The organism is Amycolatopsis roodepoortensis, assembly GCF_024628825.1.
GTDB lineage: Bacteria > Actinomycetota > Actinomycetes > Mycobacteriales > Pseudonocardiaceae > Amycolatopsis > Amycolatopsis roodepoortensis.
The window spans coordinates 5,407,134-5,421,218 of record NZ_CP102415.1; the positions used below are offsets into that span (position 1 = coordinate 5,407,134).

Below are 14,085 nucleotides of genomic sequence, written 5' to 3' on the forward strand. Positions count from 1 at the left end.
AAAACGGCGATCTGCTTCACTGGACGCCACTATGCGACGTCTTCTGATCTTGCCGCTCGTCGTGCCGCTGCTGGCGGCCTGCGGGCCGACGGAACAGCCGCCGCCCGCGGCGAGTTCGCCCGCGCCGTCGAAGACCGCGGCGCCCAGCATCCCGCCCGCCCCGGAACCCACCGGCAAGGGACCGTGCCCGTACCTCGGCAACGATTTCGTGTCGGACGCCAACGGGCAGAAGGTCTCCAAGGTCAAGACCTCGGCCGATCAGCCGCATCCGACGTGTTTCTTCTATGCGCTGAGCGGGAAACTGCAGCTCACCGTGCGCGTGTACGTCGGGGAACCCGCCGTGGCCAAGGCGTTGGTGGACCAGGCAGCGCCCATCGACACCTCGAACCCGGCCGACGAGCCGGCGGGCTGGAAGGGCGGCTACCAACCTTCCGGCGAAGGCGCCGTTTACGCGGTCGCGAAGGGTGGGAACGCGGTAGTCGTGACCACCAACCAGAAGCAGAGCATCAAAGCCCGTACGGTGGCGAAGGAGGCTATCGGTGAGCTGAAGCTCTAGGTAGTGGTATCCACACGTCAGAGTGAAGTTGATCTTGTACTACCCTGTGCCGCACGCGCGAGGTTTCGCGGGACCAGCGCGGGCGCCAGATCCGGCGGAGGCCGCCTTGCGGTGTGGCTCGGCGGCACAAAAGATCATTTCTCCCCATAAGACAAAAGGACAGGTTTCGTGGCTGACACCCTCAAGGAAATCTTGCTCGACTCCAGCCGTCGCCCGGCGGTCGTGAGCGACTTCGAAGGTCTCGTCGACGCCGAGGTCTCGGACAAGGGCGGCGTTTCGGGTGCCGTCGTGAAGACCGGCTTCGCCGCCGTCAAGAAGATCAAGCCGGGCATCATCCCCGCCGCCGTCGACACGCTGCTCGACGACTTCACCGTGGCCCTCGAGCCGTTCTACGGCGACTACAAGGCCAAGGGCGGCAACGACTTCGGTGCCTACCTGGTCAGCCGCAGCGACGAGGCCTCGGACGCGCTCCTGTCGGTCACCGACTCGCGCGCCGAGAAGAGCAGCCGCGACAGCATCAAGAAGGTCTACTCGAAGCTGCGCCCGAACGGCAAGAAGAACGTCGAGGAGGCCCTTCCCCGCCTCGGCCAGCTGATCGACAAGCACGCCGCGACCGCGTGACCCGTTCAGCCACGCGCTGAGCCGAACATCCGAAGGGGCGCCGTCCGCTCTCGACATCACGTCGGGGGCGACGGCGCCCCTTCGTATTTCTTACGCCTTGTCAAGCTTCGCGTCCGGCGGATATCTTACATCGTGTAAGAGATAGCTCAGGCGGCTTGGGGAGCACCATGACGCCCTTCCACGGCACCGATCCGAAGAAGTTCATCGCGGATTTCCACGCGTCCTTCCACGACGAACTGGTGAACAGCGACGAGGACGCGGGCGTGGTCGTCGACCGCCATCACACGCCGGACATCGTGCACATCGCGGACGGGCACCGGATGGACCGGGAGAAGCTCATCGCGCACACCCGCCCGGTCCGCAAGAACCGGCCCACGGGGCGGATGGAAGTGCACGAAGCGGTGGCGGACGGCGACCGGATCGCCGCGCGGAGCACCCTGTACGTGACGAATCGCGGCAAGGACCTCACGATGGAGGTCTACTTCTTCGGGGAGTTCACCCCCGACGGCCGGATGCGCCGGGGACACACGCTCACCCGCACCGTGCCGGCGACATGAGCGCGCGCACCTACGCCGTGCGCGGAATGGCCTGCGGGCACTGCGCGGTTTTCGTCGCCGAGGAGATCGAGACCATCGCGGGCGTCACCGCCGTGGCGGTGGACGTCGACGACGGCACGGTCACCGTGTCCAGCGACCAGGACCTCGACATCGACGACGTCCGCGCCGCCGTCGAAGAAGCGGGCTACGAACTCACCGGAACGTGAAAGGGCCGCCCAGGGCCGGACTGCGGTCCTGGGCGACCCGTTTCGCGATAGCAGATATGGGTGAAGCGTCAGTTCTTCTTGTCGGCGGAGGCGTTCGAAGCCTGGTGCCCGTTCTTCGGCGCCGCGGGCTTGGCTGCTGCACCCGAACCCGCACCCGAAGCCGCGGCCGGACCGGAAGCAGCGGGCTTCGCGGGAGCCGCGGGCTTCGCCGGAGCGGGTTTCGGAGCGGCCGCCGCCGGAGCGGCGGGCTTCGCCGGAGGAGCGGGCGGAGCCTTCGGCGGCGCGGGCGCGACCGGCGGCTCCTGCTTGGAACGCAGCGCGTAGGCGGCACCGGCACCGACGACGGCGATACCGATCACCCACGGCCAGCGGCGACGCTTGCGCGTCCCCTTGGCCGCCGACTTCGCCTCGACGAGCGCGGCCTTGAAGTCCTTCTTCGCGGCCTTGAAGTCCTTCTTGCCCCGGCGCTTGGACTCACCGGCGGACTTCGCGGCCTGGATGGCGGCCTTGCGCGCCTTGCGGCCCGGCTTCCGCATCTCGGAAATCCTGGCCAGCGCCTCCTTGCGAGCCGCCTTGGAGCTGCGCTTGAGCTCCTTGCGGGTCAGTTCCGTCTTCTTCGCGAGCTTCTTGCGCGCGCGACGGCTGGTCTTAGCGATCTCACCGGCGCTCTCGGAGAGCTTCTGCTCGGCTACCTCTACGGCGTGGGCGGTGGCTTCCTTACCCGCCTCGACGGCACGTTTGCGCAGGCCGAGCGCGCCGGCCTTCGCCGACTCGCTCACCGAATCTGCGGCCCGGGTCATGGCCTTCACCTCATCAATCGTTTTGATTCTGCTTCGTTGCTTGTAACCTATCGTGCCCCTTTTCCCCAGATCTTGCCGCAGATGGCACGATGAAGCTCGTGACTGAAAGCAAGGGATCCCTCGTTGGTGGCGCGCTGAAGGCCACTCTGCACACCAACCAGGGTGACATCAACCTGAACCTGTTCCCCGACCACGCGCCGAAGACGGTCGCGAACTTCGTCGGGCTCGCCGAGGGCAGCAAGGAGTACACCCAGCCCAACGCTCAGGGCACGAACTCGGGCCCGTTCTACGACGGGTCGATCTTCCACCGCGTCATCGACGGTTTCATGCTGCAGGGCGGCGACCCGACCGGCACCGGCCGCGGCGGCCCCGGCTACAAGTTCGGCGACGAGTTCCACCCGGAGCTCCAGTTCTCCAAGCCGTACCTGCTGGCCATGGCCAACGCCGGACCCGGCACCAACGGCTCGCAGTTCTTCATCACCGTCGCGCCGACGACGCACCTGAACTTCAAGCACACCATCTTCGGCGAGGTCGCGGACCAGGCTTCCCGCGACGTCGTCGACGCGATCGGCCGCACGGCGACCGGTCCGGCCGACCGTCCGCTGAACGACATCGTCATCGAGAAGGTCAGCATCAGCCGCGAGGGCTGATCAGAGAGCCTGTCACTGGGGATTTCGGTAGGTTGGTGGCATCGTGAGCCAACCACCGAACCCCCAGTACCAGCAGGCCGCCATGCCCGGCTGCTGGTGGCACCCGAACCGTCAGACCGGGCTGAGCTGTTCACGCTGCGGTCGTCCGGCCTGCCCGGATTGCCTGCGCGAAGCCGCCGTCGGCTTCCACTGCACCGACTGCGTCCAGGCGGGACGGCAGCAGGACCGCGTCCAGCAGAAGCAGTACCGCGACGCCGGGTACGGCGCGCGCACGCTCGCGGGCGCCCAGCCCGTTCAGACGGCTGTCGTGACGCCTGTCCTCCTGGCGCTCAACGTCATCATCTTCTTCGTCACGGTCGCCCAGTCCGGCAGCCTCGCGAACAACAACTTCTCCGAGCTGTTCCAGTTCGGTCAGCTGTGGAATCCGGCGACGCTGGCTGGCGACGAATGGTGGCGCGTCGTCACCTCGGGCTTCCTCCAGTACGGCCTGCTGCACATCGCGAGCAACGCGTTCTCGCTGTGGTTCGTCGGCCGCCCGCTGGAGACCGCGCTCGGCCGCGTGCCGTTCACGGTGCTCTACTTCGTCTCCATGCTCGGCGGTTCGGCCGCGAACCTGGTGTTCGCCGGCCTCGACGCCGTCCCGGTGGTCGGCGCCTCCGGGGCCATCTTCGGGCTCATCGGCGCGTACACGGTCATCGTCATCAAGCTCAGGCTCAATCCGACCTGGCTGCTGGTGATCCTCGGCCTGAACGTCTTCATCACCTTCCAGGTGCCCGGTATCTCCATCCTCGGGCACGCCGGTGGTTTCGTCGCCGGGCTCTTGGTCACCTTCGCGCTGCTGTACGCCCCGGACAAGAACCGGCTGAAGTGGCAGCTCGGCGGGATCGCGATCGTCGTGGTGGCGATGATCGGGCTCATCGCCTGGAAGGACTCGCAGACGATTTCGGCGTCCTGCGAGCTCACCACCAGCCGGGGCGCGCCGACGTACGTCTGTTACCCGGAGTAGCCCTCAGTTCGCCCGTGTGGGTCATCCGAATACCCGGTGGGGAAGCAACGAACCTGGGTACCTTCGAGTTGATCATCGACATCAACTTGGGGGTTGAGATGAAGATCCGGAAAACAGCAGCTCTCGCCGCCGTCGCCGCGCTGGCCACGGCTCTGGCACCTTCGGTCGCACAGGCCGGGCAAGCCGCCGAGACCTGCCACACCTACACCAAACGCTATTTCCTCGGCTCGGGCAGCACGATCACCCTGCGTGTCGCCTACGTCGATTCGGCGTTGAAAATCTGCTTCGGCGACCCCGGCGTGACCTCGTCGGCGGCGACGCAGACCGTCGGCACGACGGGCCCGGGCGCGGCCACCGGCTGGGAGATCACCGCGGGCTCGGCCGTGGTCGAGGACCAGCGGCCCCGCCACGTGAAGGCGAAGTTCAGCGGGTCGCTGCGGAACTGCGTCGTCAAGATCAACCCGATCTGCTCGCCGGCCGCGCCGTACGAGATCTTCGGGGAGTACGCGCCGCCCGCCGTCGGCCCGGCCGTCCCGGGCTGGTCACACGGCCCGAACGGCGACGTCCACTACTACGACAACGCCTGACCCTTGAGGGCGGTGAGGACGTCCAGGACGTCCCTGGGGTCCTCACCGAGGTCGATCCGGCCGAACACCAGCAGGTGGTCGCCGGATTCGACCTCGAGGGTCAGGTTGTCCCGGCCGAGCCGTCGCGTCGTGCGCAACCGCAGCCGGGCTTCGGACCAGGAGTAGCGGTGCGCGCCGCCGACGGTCCTGGCGAGGATTCCGTCCGGTCCGGCGGCGAGCCGGGGACGGAGCAGGGTGCCGTGCAGCGCGAGAGCGCCCACGGACAGCATCGCCACCCCGGTCAGGACGGTGCCGCCGACGTCGCCGCCGAAGGCCAGCCACAGCACGCCTGCCAGCAACAACAGGGTGATCACCCAGGCCACTACCACAACGTTCTGCTGCGGCGCCCAAGAGGTGGGGTAGTTATCCACAGGGGTTATCCACACTGGGGATGAGTCACACCGGTGTAATTAGGCGTCAAGCCGCCAACCGGGGTAATGCTCACCGCCACCGCATCGTCATGAGCAACCCGGCGATCATCAGGGCGAAACCGATGGCGAAGTTCGTGTTGCCCAGATCCGCCATGAAGGGGATCTTGTCGCCCGCGATGTAGTTGACGACCAGCCACAACAGGCCGATCAACATGAGGCCGAACATCACGATCTTGTAGAACAGGTTCGACGGGCCCGCCGCCTTGACCTTCACCGGCGTGCGGCGGTCGGTCGGCGGGGTGTACGCCGTCTTCTTGCGGACCTTGGACTTCGGCATCGTGTTCCTCGCGTACTGTTCGGCTTCCCTGGTGGCGATGACCCGCTTTCGGGTGCGCAACCAGCGCCACGTGCACACGTTAACGTAAACGAGCGCCGCTGGGCACCGTCCGGGACCGGTCGATTTCCCGCACTGTGACACTGGTGTCACACACGGTTCGACATTGTGCTGGTTCGACACTGCGGCTTGGTTCGAGACTGAGGAGCTTGCGTGGCTGAGCGGGAAGAGCCGGGTGGGGACCGACGGCGCCACCCCGAACGACCCCCCGGCGGAGGCCGTCCGGCCCCCCGGCGGAGGCCGGAGGACGCGATTCCGCCCCGTCGTGCCCAAGGAGCGGCGCCGGTGCCTCGCCGGAGGCCGCCGGAGGGCAGGGCGTACGACGGACCGCCGCCGCGCCGCCGGACGGACGCGCCGCCGCCTCGACGTCGTCCCGCGCCCCCGCCCGGGTCGACCGAGGAGACCGTCGTCTTCGAACCGGTCGGCGGTGGCACCGCGACCGAAGAACGTCCGCCGCGCGAACTGGGCAAGGGCGGCGCCGCCATCCGGACCGTCGGCGAGCTCCTCATCACCGCGGGCCTCGTGGTGCTGCTGTTCATGGTCTACGAGGTCTACGTGACCGACCTCTTCTCCGCGAACAAGCAGTCCGAGGCCAGCTCGGAGCTGGACGGCGAATGGGGCAAGGACCGGCAGCTGCATCCGGACCTGGTCGACGGGAAGGCGTTCGCCAGGATCCACATCCCGGTGTTCGGCGCCGACTTCAACTTCACCATCCAGGAAGGCACCACCGAGGCCGCGCTCGAAGTCGGCCCCGGCCACTACAAGGGCACGGCGCTGCCGGGCGAGCCGGGCAACTTCGCCATCGCCGGCCACCGGGTCGGCAAGGGCGCGCCGTTCAACGACCTGGACAACCTCAGCTCGTGCGACCAGATCATCATCGAGACGCAGACCGACTTCTACATCTACAAGGTGCTGCCGTACAAGGACGAGGTCGAAGGCTGGGCGGCGGGCAAGGGCGCGCAGCCGAAGTGCAAGAACGTCGGCACCCTGCGCGACCCGAACGCCGTCGACGGCGGCGCCTACGGCGAGACCAACGGCCGCCGCATCGTGTTCCCGACCAAGGGCGACACGGTGAACCCGGTGCCGTACAAGGACCCCGGCATCCTGCCGAAGGCCGACCAGGTCTCGCTGCTCACGCTGACGACGTGTCACCCGAAGTTCTCGGCGAAGGAACGGCTCATCATCCACGCGGTGCTGGCACAGCAGGTGCCGAAGAACCAGGTCGGCACCTACGCCGAACTCCTGCCCAAGATCTCGGAGGCGCGCTGATGTACGGCTGGATCTGGCGCAAGCTGCCGGGGCCCTTCGCGGTGAAGCTCGTGACGGCGGTCGTGCTGGCGCTCGGGGTCGTGGCGCTGCTGATGTTCGTCGTCTTCCCGTGGCTGGAACCGCGGCTCTGGTTCAACGAGGTTTCGGTCCAGTAGGTATGCGATTCGGAGTCTTTCTCGTCTCCGGCCGGTTTCCCGGCCAAGAGGACGCCGATGTCCTGCGCCGGTCGGTCGACGCCGCCATCGCCGCGGAACGGGCCGGGTTCGACGACGTGTGGTTCGCCGAGCACCACTTCATGCCGTACGGCGTCTGCCCGTCCGCGATCACCCTCGCCGCGCACGTGCTCGGCCGCACCGAGCGGATCGCCGTCGGCACCGCGGTGAGCGTGCTGTCGGTCGCGCATCCGGTGGCGCTGGCCGAACAGTGGTCGCTGCTCGACGCGGTTTCCGGCGGCCGCCTGCGGATCGGCGTCGGCCGGGGCGGGCCGTGGCAGGACCTGGAGGTCTTCGGCACCGGCGCGGCCCGCTACGAAACCGGGTTCGAGGAGAGTCTCGACCTGCTGCTCACGGCGATGACCTCGAAGACCGTCTCGGCCAAGGGGGAGCACTTCGACTTCCGTGAAGTGCCGATGGTGCCGCGGCCGGAGCGCGCGCCCCGCATGGTCGTGGCCTGCGGCGATGCCGGCTCACACGCGGTCCGGCTCGCCGCCGATCGCGGGCTGCCGATGCTGCTCGGGCTGCACACCGACGACGACGGCAAGATCGAAACCCTTGCCGCGTACGGGGATTCCGCCGCCGAACACGTCTCGACGGTGATGTGCCAGGTCGGGGACGACGCGCTGGACGTGGTGCGCTCCGCGCTGCCGGGTTCCCTGAAAGAGGGGTTCGCCGGGCACGTGTACCTCGACGGCAAGCGGGGGCTGGACAAGGACCCGGTCTCCTACACCGACAAGCTGTGCGAGATGCACCCGATCGGCGGCGTGGAGTACTGCGTCGACCGGCTGGGAACGAGCATCCGGCGTACCGGGGTCTCCCACGTGATCATGATGGTGGAAGCGTCCGGTACGCCGGAGGGAACGCTCGAGAACATCGCGCGGATCGGGGAAGAGGTCCTGCCCGCGCTGCGGAGGGGCTAGCAGTCGCGGAGTTCGGGGCTCTGGTTCAGCAGCTGGCCGCGCACCGAGATGAACGCACGGAAGCGGTCACTGTCCACTTGGGACGGTTTGAACGCGGCGACGCGGTGGCAGTTCTGGAACGCCAGCTTCACCCCGAAGTGCCGTTCCAGTCCGCCGCGGATGGAGTCCGAGGCCAGCGCCCGCAGCAGCTGGCCGCGTTCGGCCTCGCTCGGCGGCGGCGTCTCGTTGTCGGCGAACCCGTCGGCCGCGCCTTCGGCCTCCGCGATGACACCGGTGATCACGGTCCAGGCGTAGGGCAGGGATTCCCGGACACAGGCGACGAATTCGGCGTCGGAGACCTCCCCGCGCTCGGCCTTCTCCAGCAGCGCGGGCGATACATCCAGAGACATCGGACCTCCGAGAGAGACACAGTGAACGTGGGCCGTCTTCCTGACTACCCACCCGCGGGCCAAGCCACAAGAGAAAACGATCATCATCACCACTTTGGCGGAAGCGGCCGTTACTCCCAGCGAAAGAGCTTCGCCGCCACGACACAACTGCCCACCGCGAAAGCCGCCAGAACGGCGAGTTGCAGCGGCTGCGCGCCGGTGCCGGTCCAGGCGTCTTCGAGGGCCTTCACCCCTGGCGGGACGTACGCGCCGATGTCCCGGATGGCCTCCGGCAGCAACGGGCGCGGCAGCCAGACGCCGCCGAGGAACATGACCGGGACGTAGGCGATCAACGCGATCCCGCCCGCGGCGCGGCTGGTCTTGGCGACCGCCGCCGCGATCAGGCCGAGGCCGAAGATCGCGGTCGTGCCGAGGACGAAGGTCAGCAGGAAGCCGAGCGGGTGACGCGGGGTGGGGACGTCGAAGACCGCGCCCGCCGTCACGAGGAGGATGCCGGCCCCGCCGATCGTCACGGTGACGTTGATGATCAGCTGCGCCACCAGCAGCTGGGCCGGGTGCACCGGGGTGGTGGCGAAGCGGCGGAGAATGCCCTGTTCGCGGTACGTCGCGATGATCCCGGGGATCGATTGCAGGCCCATCATGGCGATGGTGAGCACGATCATCGACGGCACCCAGGCATCGAGGAAGCGCATGCCCGTCGTTGTCCCGCTGTCCGCGCGAATGGCGGGAATGGCGCCGAGGACGGCCGTGATGGCCGTCGGCAGGAGCAGCCCGCCGAGGACGAAGCCGGGCGTGCGGAGAGCGAGTTTCGTTTCGGTGAGGGTGATCTTGGCGAGCGTGTTCATTTCCGTCTCCTCGGATCAGTCGCGGCCGGTCAGGGTCACGAAGGCTTCGTCCAAAGTGGATTTCCCGGCGCGGTCGCGGAGTGCGGCCGGGGTGCCGGTGGCGACCACGCGGCCGGCGTCGAAGATCGCGAGGCGGTCGCAGAGGCGTTCGGCCTCGTCCATGAAATGCGTGACGAGCAGGACGGTGACGCCGGCGTCGCGCACGGTCTCGACGAGCTTCCAGGTGTCGCGGCGGGCGTGCGGGTCAAGCCCGGTGGTCAGCTCGTCGAGGACGGCGACCTCGGGACGGCCGACCAGCGCGAGCGCGATCGAGACGCGCTGTTTCTGGCCGCCGGAAAGCTTGCCGAAGTACTGGTCCCGTTGCCCGGTGAGGCCCAGCTTCGCGAGCAGGTCGCCGGTGTCGGCGGGATTCGCGTAGAAGGACGCGTAGAGGTCGAGCGCCTCGTGGACCTTGATCTTGTCCGGCAGGCGGCTCTCCTGGAGCTGCGAGCCGAGGCGCTGCCGGAGGGCGCCGTGGTCCTTGCCGGGGTCGAGACCGAGGACCGACATGGTGCCGGAGTCCGGCGTCCGCAGTCCCTGGAGGCATTCGACCGTGGTGGTCTTGCCCGCGCCGTTGGTCCCGAGGATCCCGAAGATCTCGCCCTGTTCCACGTGGAACGAAACGTCGTCGACCGCGACGTGCTCCCCGTACGTCTTGCGGAGGTTGCTGACTTCGATGAGTGGCATGCGAAAAACGTTATGGCGCAACGGACTTGGCCAGAATGGAGCTGAACCCACAACCGGGGTGGGGCTGGACCCACCCTGATCGGGGGCCTGCGGTCACTGTGCCGTGCCGGGCCGGTGGGGAAGACTTCGTCGCATGATCCGCACCTACCTCACCTCAGTGCGCCGGGGCTTCGCGCTCGCGGGCTTGGCGCTGGTGAGCTGGCTTGACCTGCTGCTCGAACTGGTGGGTTTCTGCCTGCTCTGTGTCGGCCTGGTCTTCGCCTACACGCTGGCGCTCGAAGGGACGCGTCCGCGCGCCGCGCTCACCAGGCGGCTGGCCGGACGCTGGTGCGGTGTCGACGTCGAACCGCCCTACCGGCCGGCGCCGCCGGAACCGGAACGCGAGCGCGATGGCTGGTACCGCGACGGGAACAGCCTGTTCAAGCGGTCGTGGTTCATCAAGTGGACCAAACGGTTCGAGTGGATCTCCGACGATCCCGCGACCGGGCGCGACCTCGGCTGGCAACTGTGGAATCCGGTCGCGGGCCTGTTGCTGATGCCCGCGGTGCTGCTGTCCGGGCCGCGCGCGCTCCGGCTGTACGGGAAATGGACGCGCTGGTGGCTCGGACCCCGTCCGGCTCGCGCCGGGGACGGCTGGGTGAGGAGCGGGTCGAAGGCGCTGGGATTCCAGCTGGGCCTGTTCGCGCTTTCGGTCGCGCAACTGGGGATGGCGATCCCGACGCTGCTCAGCCTGATCTGGCCGTCGCCGCTGTTCCCGACGATGGTCGTCGCCGGTCGCACGGTGACCGACACCCTGCGCCGCGAGGCCAAGAACTGGACCGGGGTGCGGATCGACCGGCCGTACCTGCCGGAGCCGCCGTTCCCCGTCCCCCGGGCGGACGGGATGTACCAGTACGGACGGCAGCTGTACGACACACCGTGGTGGCCGGCGCGGCTGGCGCGCTTGCGCTGGGTCATACGAGACCGGGCGACGTGGCGTGACCTGGCGGCCGCGGTGGTCGATTCCGTGGTGCTGCTGCTGATGGTGGTGCCGACCGCGGTGCTGGTGTTCGGCGGTATCGGGGGCTTGGCCGTCCTTTGGATCTCGCGTCCGTTCGGGCAAGCGCTCGCGCTGACTCCGGTCGCGGTGGCTGCGGTCGTCGCGGGGCTCCTCGTGGCGCCGTGGCTGGCCCGCTCGGGAGCGCGCTTCGCGAAGCTGCTTCTCGGGCCCACAGAGGCTTCGCGGCTGGCGCAGCGAGTCGAACGGCTGAAGCAGACGCGGACCGACGCGTCGGTCGCGCAGGCCGCCGAGCTGCGGCGTATCGAGCGCGATCTGCACGACGGCGTCCAGTCGCGGCTGGTCGCGATGGGGATGAAGCTGGGCGCGGTCGAAGCGCTGATCGACAGCGACCCGGCCGCGGCGAAACGGCTGGCGGCCGAGCTTCGGCAGACGTCGTCCGAGACGCTGACCGAATTGCGGCTGCTGGTGCGCGGGATTCACCCGCCGGTGTTGTCCGAGCGCGGGCTCGGTGACGCGGTCCGGGCGATGGCGCTGGACAGCCCGCTGCGGGCTTCGGTGAACGGCGTCCTGCCTCGGCTGGAGCAGCCCGCCGAGGCGTGCGCGTACTTCGCGGTCAGCGAGTTGCTGGGCAACGCCGCGAAGCACGGCGAGGCGCGGCGAGTGTCGATCGAACTGGGCTACGAGGACGGCCTGTTGCGGATCGAGGTGACCGACGACGGCAAGGGCGGCGCGAACGCGGCCCGGGGGAGCGGGATTCGCGGGATCGAACGCAGGCTGGGCGCCTTCGACGGTAGTTTTGCTCTGACCAGCCCGCCCGGCGGGCCGACGAAGGCGATCATGGAGATCCCGTGCCAGCTCGACCCCGATGCGTCGTCGCCGAGGACCAGTACCTCCTCCGAGACGGCTTGACGCATTTGCTGACCGCGCACGGTTTCGACGTCGTCGAGGCGGTGGGCACCGGGCCGGAACTGGACCGGGCGCTGCGCACCCATCGGCCCGACGTCTCGGTCGTCGACGTCCGGATGCCGCCGACACTCACCGACGAAGGACTCCAGGTCGCGCTGGCGGTGCGGCGTGACATCCCCGGCCTGCCGATTCTCGTTCTGTCACAACACGTCGAGCAGCTCTACGCGCGGGAACTGCTGGCCGACGGAGCCGGCGCGATCGGCTACCTGCTGAAGGACAGGGTGTTCAACGCGGACCAGTTCATCGACGCGGTGCGGCGGGTGGCCGGTGGCGGAACCGCGATGGATCCCGAAGTGATCGCGAAACTGGTGGCGGGCAACGCTTCCGACCCCCTTTCCGCGCTGACCCCGCGCGAACGCGAGGTGCTCGGGCTGATGGCGGAGGGCTGCTCCAACGCCGCCATCGCTTCGCGGCTGCACTTCAGCGAGGGCGCGGTGGGGAAGCACACCGCGAACATCTTCGCGAAGCTCGGCATCGTCGCCTCGGACGACACGAATCGCCGGGTCCTCGCGGTTCTCGCTTACCTGGGAACGCCGTGAAGGCCCCCTTCCCTCGACTCAGCCGAGGGAAGGGGGCCTTCACGCGCAGTTGTCAGCCTCGCGAGATGCGGGTCATCTCGTCGCGTTCGACGACCTTCACGCGTTCCCGGCCGTGCGGGGCGCCCAGCGACTTCTCGTGGGCGTCGAGCTTGCCCCAGCCCTCCCAGGTGGTGAAGGGAACGCCGCGTTCGGTCAGGAAACCGAGGATCGCGTCGGGGTCCTCGACGGCCGGAGCCGTGAGGTCGTCCGCGTCGGCCAGCAGGCTCGCGATCGTTTCGGCCGCGTCGCCCTTGGTGTGGCCGATGAGGCCGATCGGGCCGCGTTTGATCCAGCCGGTCACGTAGACGCCCGGCACCTGCTCCTCGTCGATGTCCAGCACCCGGCCCGCCTGGTTCGGCACGGTCCCGGTGGTGTGGTCGAACGGGATCTCCGGCAGATGCGACGACAGGTAGCCCACCGCGCGGTAGACGGCCTGGACGTCCCAGTCGTGGAATTCGCCGGTGCCGCGCACGTTGCCGTCACCGGTCAGCTCGGTGCGCTCGGTCCGCAGGCCGGTCACCTTGCCGTCCTCGCCGACGATCTCGCACGGCGAGTGCAGGAAGTGCAGGTGCAGCCGCTTCGGCCGGTCGCCCTGGTCGCGGATCGCCCACTCCTGCAGCGTCTTCACGACCATGTCGATCTGCTTCGACGCCCGCAGCGCCGCGATGCTGCCCTCGTCGAACTCGATGTCCTCGGGGTAGACGATGACCTCGACGTTCGGCGAGTGGTCCAGCTCGCGCAGCTCCAGCGGCGTGAACTTCGCCTGCGCCGGGCCGCGACGGCCGAACACGTGCACGTCGGTGACCGGGCTGGCCTTCAGCCCCTGGTAGACGTTGTCCGGGATGTCGGTGCTGAGCAGCTCGTCGGCGGTCTTCGCGAGGATCCGCGCCACGTCGAGCGCCACGTTCCCGACCCCGAGGACCGCGACCGAGGTGGCGTTCAGCGGCCAGGTGCGCGGCACGTCCGGGTGACCGTCGTACCAGGAGACGAAGTCGGCGGCGCCGTAGCTGCCGTCGAGGTCGATCCCGGGGATGTCGAGCGCGCGGTCGGCCATGGCGCCGGTCGAGAAGATCACCGCGTCGTAGAACTGGCGCAGGTCGTCGAGTTTCAGGTCGGTCCCGTAGTCGACGTTGCCCAGCAGCCGGATGTTCGGCTTGTCGAGGACCTTGTGCAGGGCGGTGACGATGCCCTTGATCCGGGGGTGGTCGGGCGCGACGCCGTACCGGATCAGCCCGAACGGCGCCGGCATGCGCTCGAACAGGTCGATCGTCACGTCGGCGTCGGACTTGTCGAGGATGTCGGCGGCGTAGATGCCGGCCGGACCGGCACCCACGATGGCTACACGAAGAGAACGGCTCACTCCTACCACGGTAAGTTAGGTAGCCCTAAC

19 protein-coding genes are annotated in these 14,085 nt (G+C 68.5%); 12 read left to right on the forward strand and 7 right to left on the reverse strand.

All coding sequences use genetic code 11. From position 1 onward, the window contains the following. The first annotated feature begins 31 nt into the window (after window positions 1-31). The 4 genes from NQK81_RS25745 (at window position 32) to NQK81_RS25760 (ending at window position 1,940) form a co-directional block, all read left to right on the forward strand. Complete coding sequence (locus NQK81_RS25745) at window positions 32-556, forward strand: DUF2020 domain-containing protein (RefSeq protein WP_192747318.1); 525 nt, start codon at window positions 32-34, stop codon at window positions 554-556. Window positions 557-724: 168 nt separating this feature from the next. Further along, a complete protein-coding gene (locus NQK81_RS25750) occupies window positions 725-1,177 on the forward strand; it encodes a DUF6918 family protein (protein ID WP_192747319.1) in 453 nt (150 codons plus the stop codon). Window positions 1,178-1,344: 167 nt separating this feature from the next. Next, on the forward strand, window positions 1,345-1,734 hold the full coding sequence (locus NQK81_RS25755) for a nuclear transport factor 2 family protein (protein WP_257483557.1): 390 nt from the start codon (window positions 1,345-1,347) through the stop codon (window positions 1,732-1,734). Next, entirely contained in the window at window positions 1,731-1,940 is a 210-nt protein-coding gene (locus NQK81_RS25760) for a heavy-metal-associated domain-containing protein (RefSeq protein WP_257483558.1), read from the forward strand. Before NQK81_RS25755 ends, NQK81_RS25760 begins: the two co-directional genes overlap by 4 nt. Before the next feature lie 68 nt (window positions 1,941-2,008). On the opposite strand, the gene NQK81_RS25765 is transcribed toward NQK81_RS25760, so the two are convergent. Then, on the reverse strand, window positions 2,009-2,740 hold the full coding sequence (locus tag NQK81_RS25765) for a hypothetical protein (protein ID WP_257483559.1): 732 nt from the start codon (window positions 2,738-2,740) through the stop codon (window positions 2,009-2,011). A gap of 89 nt (window positions 2,741-2,829) precedes the next feature. Between NQK81_RS25765 and NQK81_RS25770 the strand changes: the two genes are divergently transcribed. From NQK81_RS25770 to NQK81_RS25780, 3 genes are all read left to right on the forward strand, one after another. Beyond that, the gene (locus NQK81_RS25770) at window positions 2,830-3,390 is read left to right on the forward strand and encodes a peptidylprolyl isomerase (RefSeq protein WP_257483560.1); all 561 of its coding nucleotides are present in this window, start codon (window positions 2,830-2,832) and stop codon (window positions 3,388-3,390) included. A 43-nt stretch (window positions 3,391-3,433) separates the two neighbouring features. Next, window positions 3,434-4,396 (forward strand): rhomboid family intramembrane serine protease, encoded by a 963-nt coding sequence (locus tag NQK81_RS25775; RefSeq protein WP_257483561.1) that lies wholly within the window; start codon window positions 3,434-3,436, stop codon window positions 4,394-4,396. A gap of 98 nt (window positions 4,397-4,494) precedes the next feature. Then, complete coding sequence (locus NQK81_RS25780; protein ID WP_257483562.1) at window positions 4,495-4,983, forward strand: hypothetical protein; 489 nt, start codon at window positions 4,495-4,497, stop codon at window positions 4,981-4,983. Here NQK81_RS25780 and NQK81_RS25785 read toward each other — a convergent pair. Continuing rightward, window positions 4,968-5,345: a PH domain-containing protein gene (locus NQK81_RS25785; protein ID WP_192747326.1), complete on the reverse strand. Its 378-nt coding sequence runs from the start codon at window positions 5,343-5,345 to the stop codon at window positions 4,968-4,970. The two genes, NQK81_RS25780 and NQK81_RS25785, sit on opposite strands and share 16 nt — an antisense overlap. 118 nt (window positions 5,346-5,463) lie before the next feature. Then, a complete protein-coding gene (gene crgA, locus NQK81_RS25790) occupies window positions 5,464-5,730 on the reverse strand; it encodes a cell division protein CrgA (RefSeq protein ID WP_126734831.1) in 267 nt (88 codons plus the stop codon). Between the two features lie 210 nt (window positions 5,731-5,940). On the opposite strand from crgA, the gene NQK81_RS25795 reads away from it, so the two are divergent. The 3 genes from NQK81_RS25795 to NQK81_RS25805 are packed head-to-tail and all read left to right on the forward strand — an operon-like array spanning window position 5,941 to window position 8,191. Further along, on the forward strand, window positions 5,941-7,056 hold the full coding sequence (locus NQK81_RS25795) for a class E sortase (RefSeq protein ID WP_371878810.1): 1,116 nt from the start codon (window positions 5,941-5,943) through the stop codon (window positions 7,054-7,056). Next, complete coding sequence (locus NQK81_RS25800; RefSeq protein WP_257483564.1) at window positions 7,056-7,211, forward strand: hypothetical protein; 156 nt, start codon at window positions 7,056-7,058, stop codon at window positions 7,209-7,211. Before NQK81_RS25795 ends, NQK81_RS25800 begins: the two co-directional genes overlap by 1 nt. Before the next feature lie 2 nt (window positions 7,212-7,213). Further along, complete coding sequence (locus NQK81_RS25805) at window positions 7,214-8,191, forward strand: LLM class flavin-dependent oxidoreductase (RefSeq protein WP_257483565.1); 978 nt, start codon at window positions 7,214-7,216, stop codon at window positions 8,189-8,191. Here the strand turns inward: NQK81_RS25805 and NQK81_RS25810 are convergent. From NQK81_RS25810 to NQK81_RS25820, 3 genes are all read right to left on the reverse strand, one after another. Continuing rightward, window positions 8,188-8,580, reverse strand: a complete 393-nt coding sequence (locus NQK81_RS25810) for an SCO5389 family protein (protein ID WP_257483566.1) — start codon at window positions 8,578-8,580, stop codon at window positions 8,188-8,190. The genes NQK81_RS25805 and NQK81_RS25810 overlap by 4 nt on opposite strands. Window positions 8,581-8,690: 110 nt before the next feature. Next, window positions 8,691-9,425: an ABC transporter permease gene (locus tag NQK81_RS25815; protein ID WP_257483567.1), complete on the reverse strand. Its 735-nt coding sequence runs from the start codon at window positions 9,423-9,425 to the stop codon at window positions 8,691-8,693. 15 nt (window positions 9,426-9,440) lie between these two features. After that, window positions 9,441-10,151 (reverse strand): ABC transporter ATP-binding protein, encoded by a 711-nt coding sequence (locus NQK81_RS25820; RefSeq protein ID WP_257483568.1) that lies wholly within the window; start codon window positions 10,149-10,151, stop codon window positions 9,441-9,443. A 133-nt stretch (window positions 10,152-10,284) separates the two neighbouring features. Between NQK81_RS25820 and NQK81_RS25825 the strand changes: the two genes are divergently transcribed. Together NQK81_RS25825 and NQK81_RS25830 are read left to right on the forward strand one after the other, a co-directional pair. Further along, on the forward strand, window positions 10,285-12,060 hold the full coding sequence (locus tag NQK81_RS25825) for a sensor histidine kinase (protein ID WP_257483569.1): 1,776 nt from the start codon (window positions 10,285-10,287) through the stop codon (window positions 12,058-12,060). Further along, entirely contained in the window at window positions 12,000-12,656 is a 657-nt protein-coding gene (locus tag NQK81_RS25830; RefSeq protein WP_126734789.1) for a response regulator, read from the forward strand. Before NQK81_RS25825 ends, NQK81_RS25830 begins: the two co-directional genes overlap by 61 nt. 52 nt (window positions 12,657-12,708) lie before the next feature. On the opposite strand, the gene NQK81_RS25835 is transcribed toward NQK81_RS25830, so the two are convergent. Then, the gene (locus tag NQK81_RS25835) at window positions 12,709-14,028 is read right to left on the reverse strand and encodes an FAD-dependent oxidoreductase (RefSeq protein ID WP_257489846.1); all 1,320 of its coding nucleotides are present in this window, start codon (window positions 14,026-14,028) and stop codon (window positions 12,709-12,711) included. Window positions 14,029-14,085 lie beyond the last annotated feature (57 nt).

What these genes read in the sequence shown, in the direction of transcription:
- NQK81_RS25745 (WP_192747318.1), top strand. Translation starts at nt 32, where the DNA reads ATGCGACGTCTTCTGATCTTGCCGCTCGTCGTGCCGCTGCTGGCGGCC.
- NQK81_RS25755 (WP_257483557.1), top strand. Translation starts at nt 1,345, where the DNA reads ATGACGCCCTTCCACGGCACCGATCCGAAGAAGTTCATCGCGGATTTC.
- NQK81_RS25760 (WP_257483558.1), top strand. Translation starts at nt 1,731, where the DNA reads ATGAGCGCGCGCACCTACGCCGTGCGCGGAATGGCCTGCGGGCACTGC.
- NQK81_RS25765 (WP_257483559.1), bottom strand. Translation starts at nt 2,740, where the DNA reads ATGACCCGGGCCGCAGATTCGGTGAGCGAGTCGGCGAAGGCCGGCGCG.
- NQK81_RS25770 (WP_257483560.1), top strand. Translation starts at nt 2,830, where the DNA reads ATGAAGCTCGTGACTGAAAGCAAGGGATCCCTCGTTGGTGGCGCGCTG.
- NQK81_RS25780 (WP_257483562.1), top strand. Translation starts at nt 4,495, where the DNA reads ATGAAGATCCGGAAAACAGCAGCTCTCGCCGCCGTCGCCGCGCTGGCC.
- crgA (WP_126734831.1), bottom strand. Translation starts at nt 5,730, where the DNA reads ATGCCGAAGTCCAAGGTCCGCAAGAAGACGGCGTACACCCCGCCGACC.
- NQK81_RS25800 (WP_257483564.1), top strand. Translation starts at nt 7,056, where the DNA reads ATGTACGGCTGGATCTGGCGCAAGCTGCCGGGGCCCTTCGCGGTGAAG.
- NQK81_RS25805 (WP_257483565.1), top strand. Translation starts at nt 7,214, where the DNA reads ATGCGATTCGGAGTCTTTCTCGTCTCCGGCCGGTTTCCCGGCCAAGAG.
- NQK81_RS25810 (WP_257483566.1), bottom strand. Translation starts at nt 8,580, where the DNA reads ATGTCTCTGGATGTATCGCCCGCGCTGCTGGAGAAGGCCGAGCGCGGG.
- NQK81_RS25815 (WP_257483567.1), bottom strand. Translation starts at nt 9,425, where the DNA reads ATGAACACGCTCGCCAAGATCACCCTCACCGAAACGAAACTCGCTCTC.
- NQK81_RS25820 (WP_257483568.1), bottom strand. Translation starts at nt 10,151, where the DNA reads ATGCCACTCATCGAAGTCAGCAACCTCCGCAAGACGTACGGGGAGCAC.
- NQK81_RS25825 (WP_257483569.1), top strand. Translation starts at nt 10,285, where the DNA reads ATGATCCGCACCTACCTCACCTCAGTGCGCCGGGGCTTCGCGCTCGCG.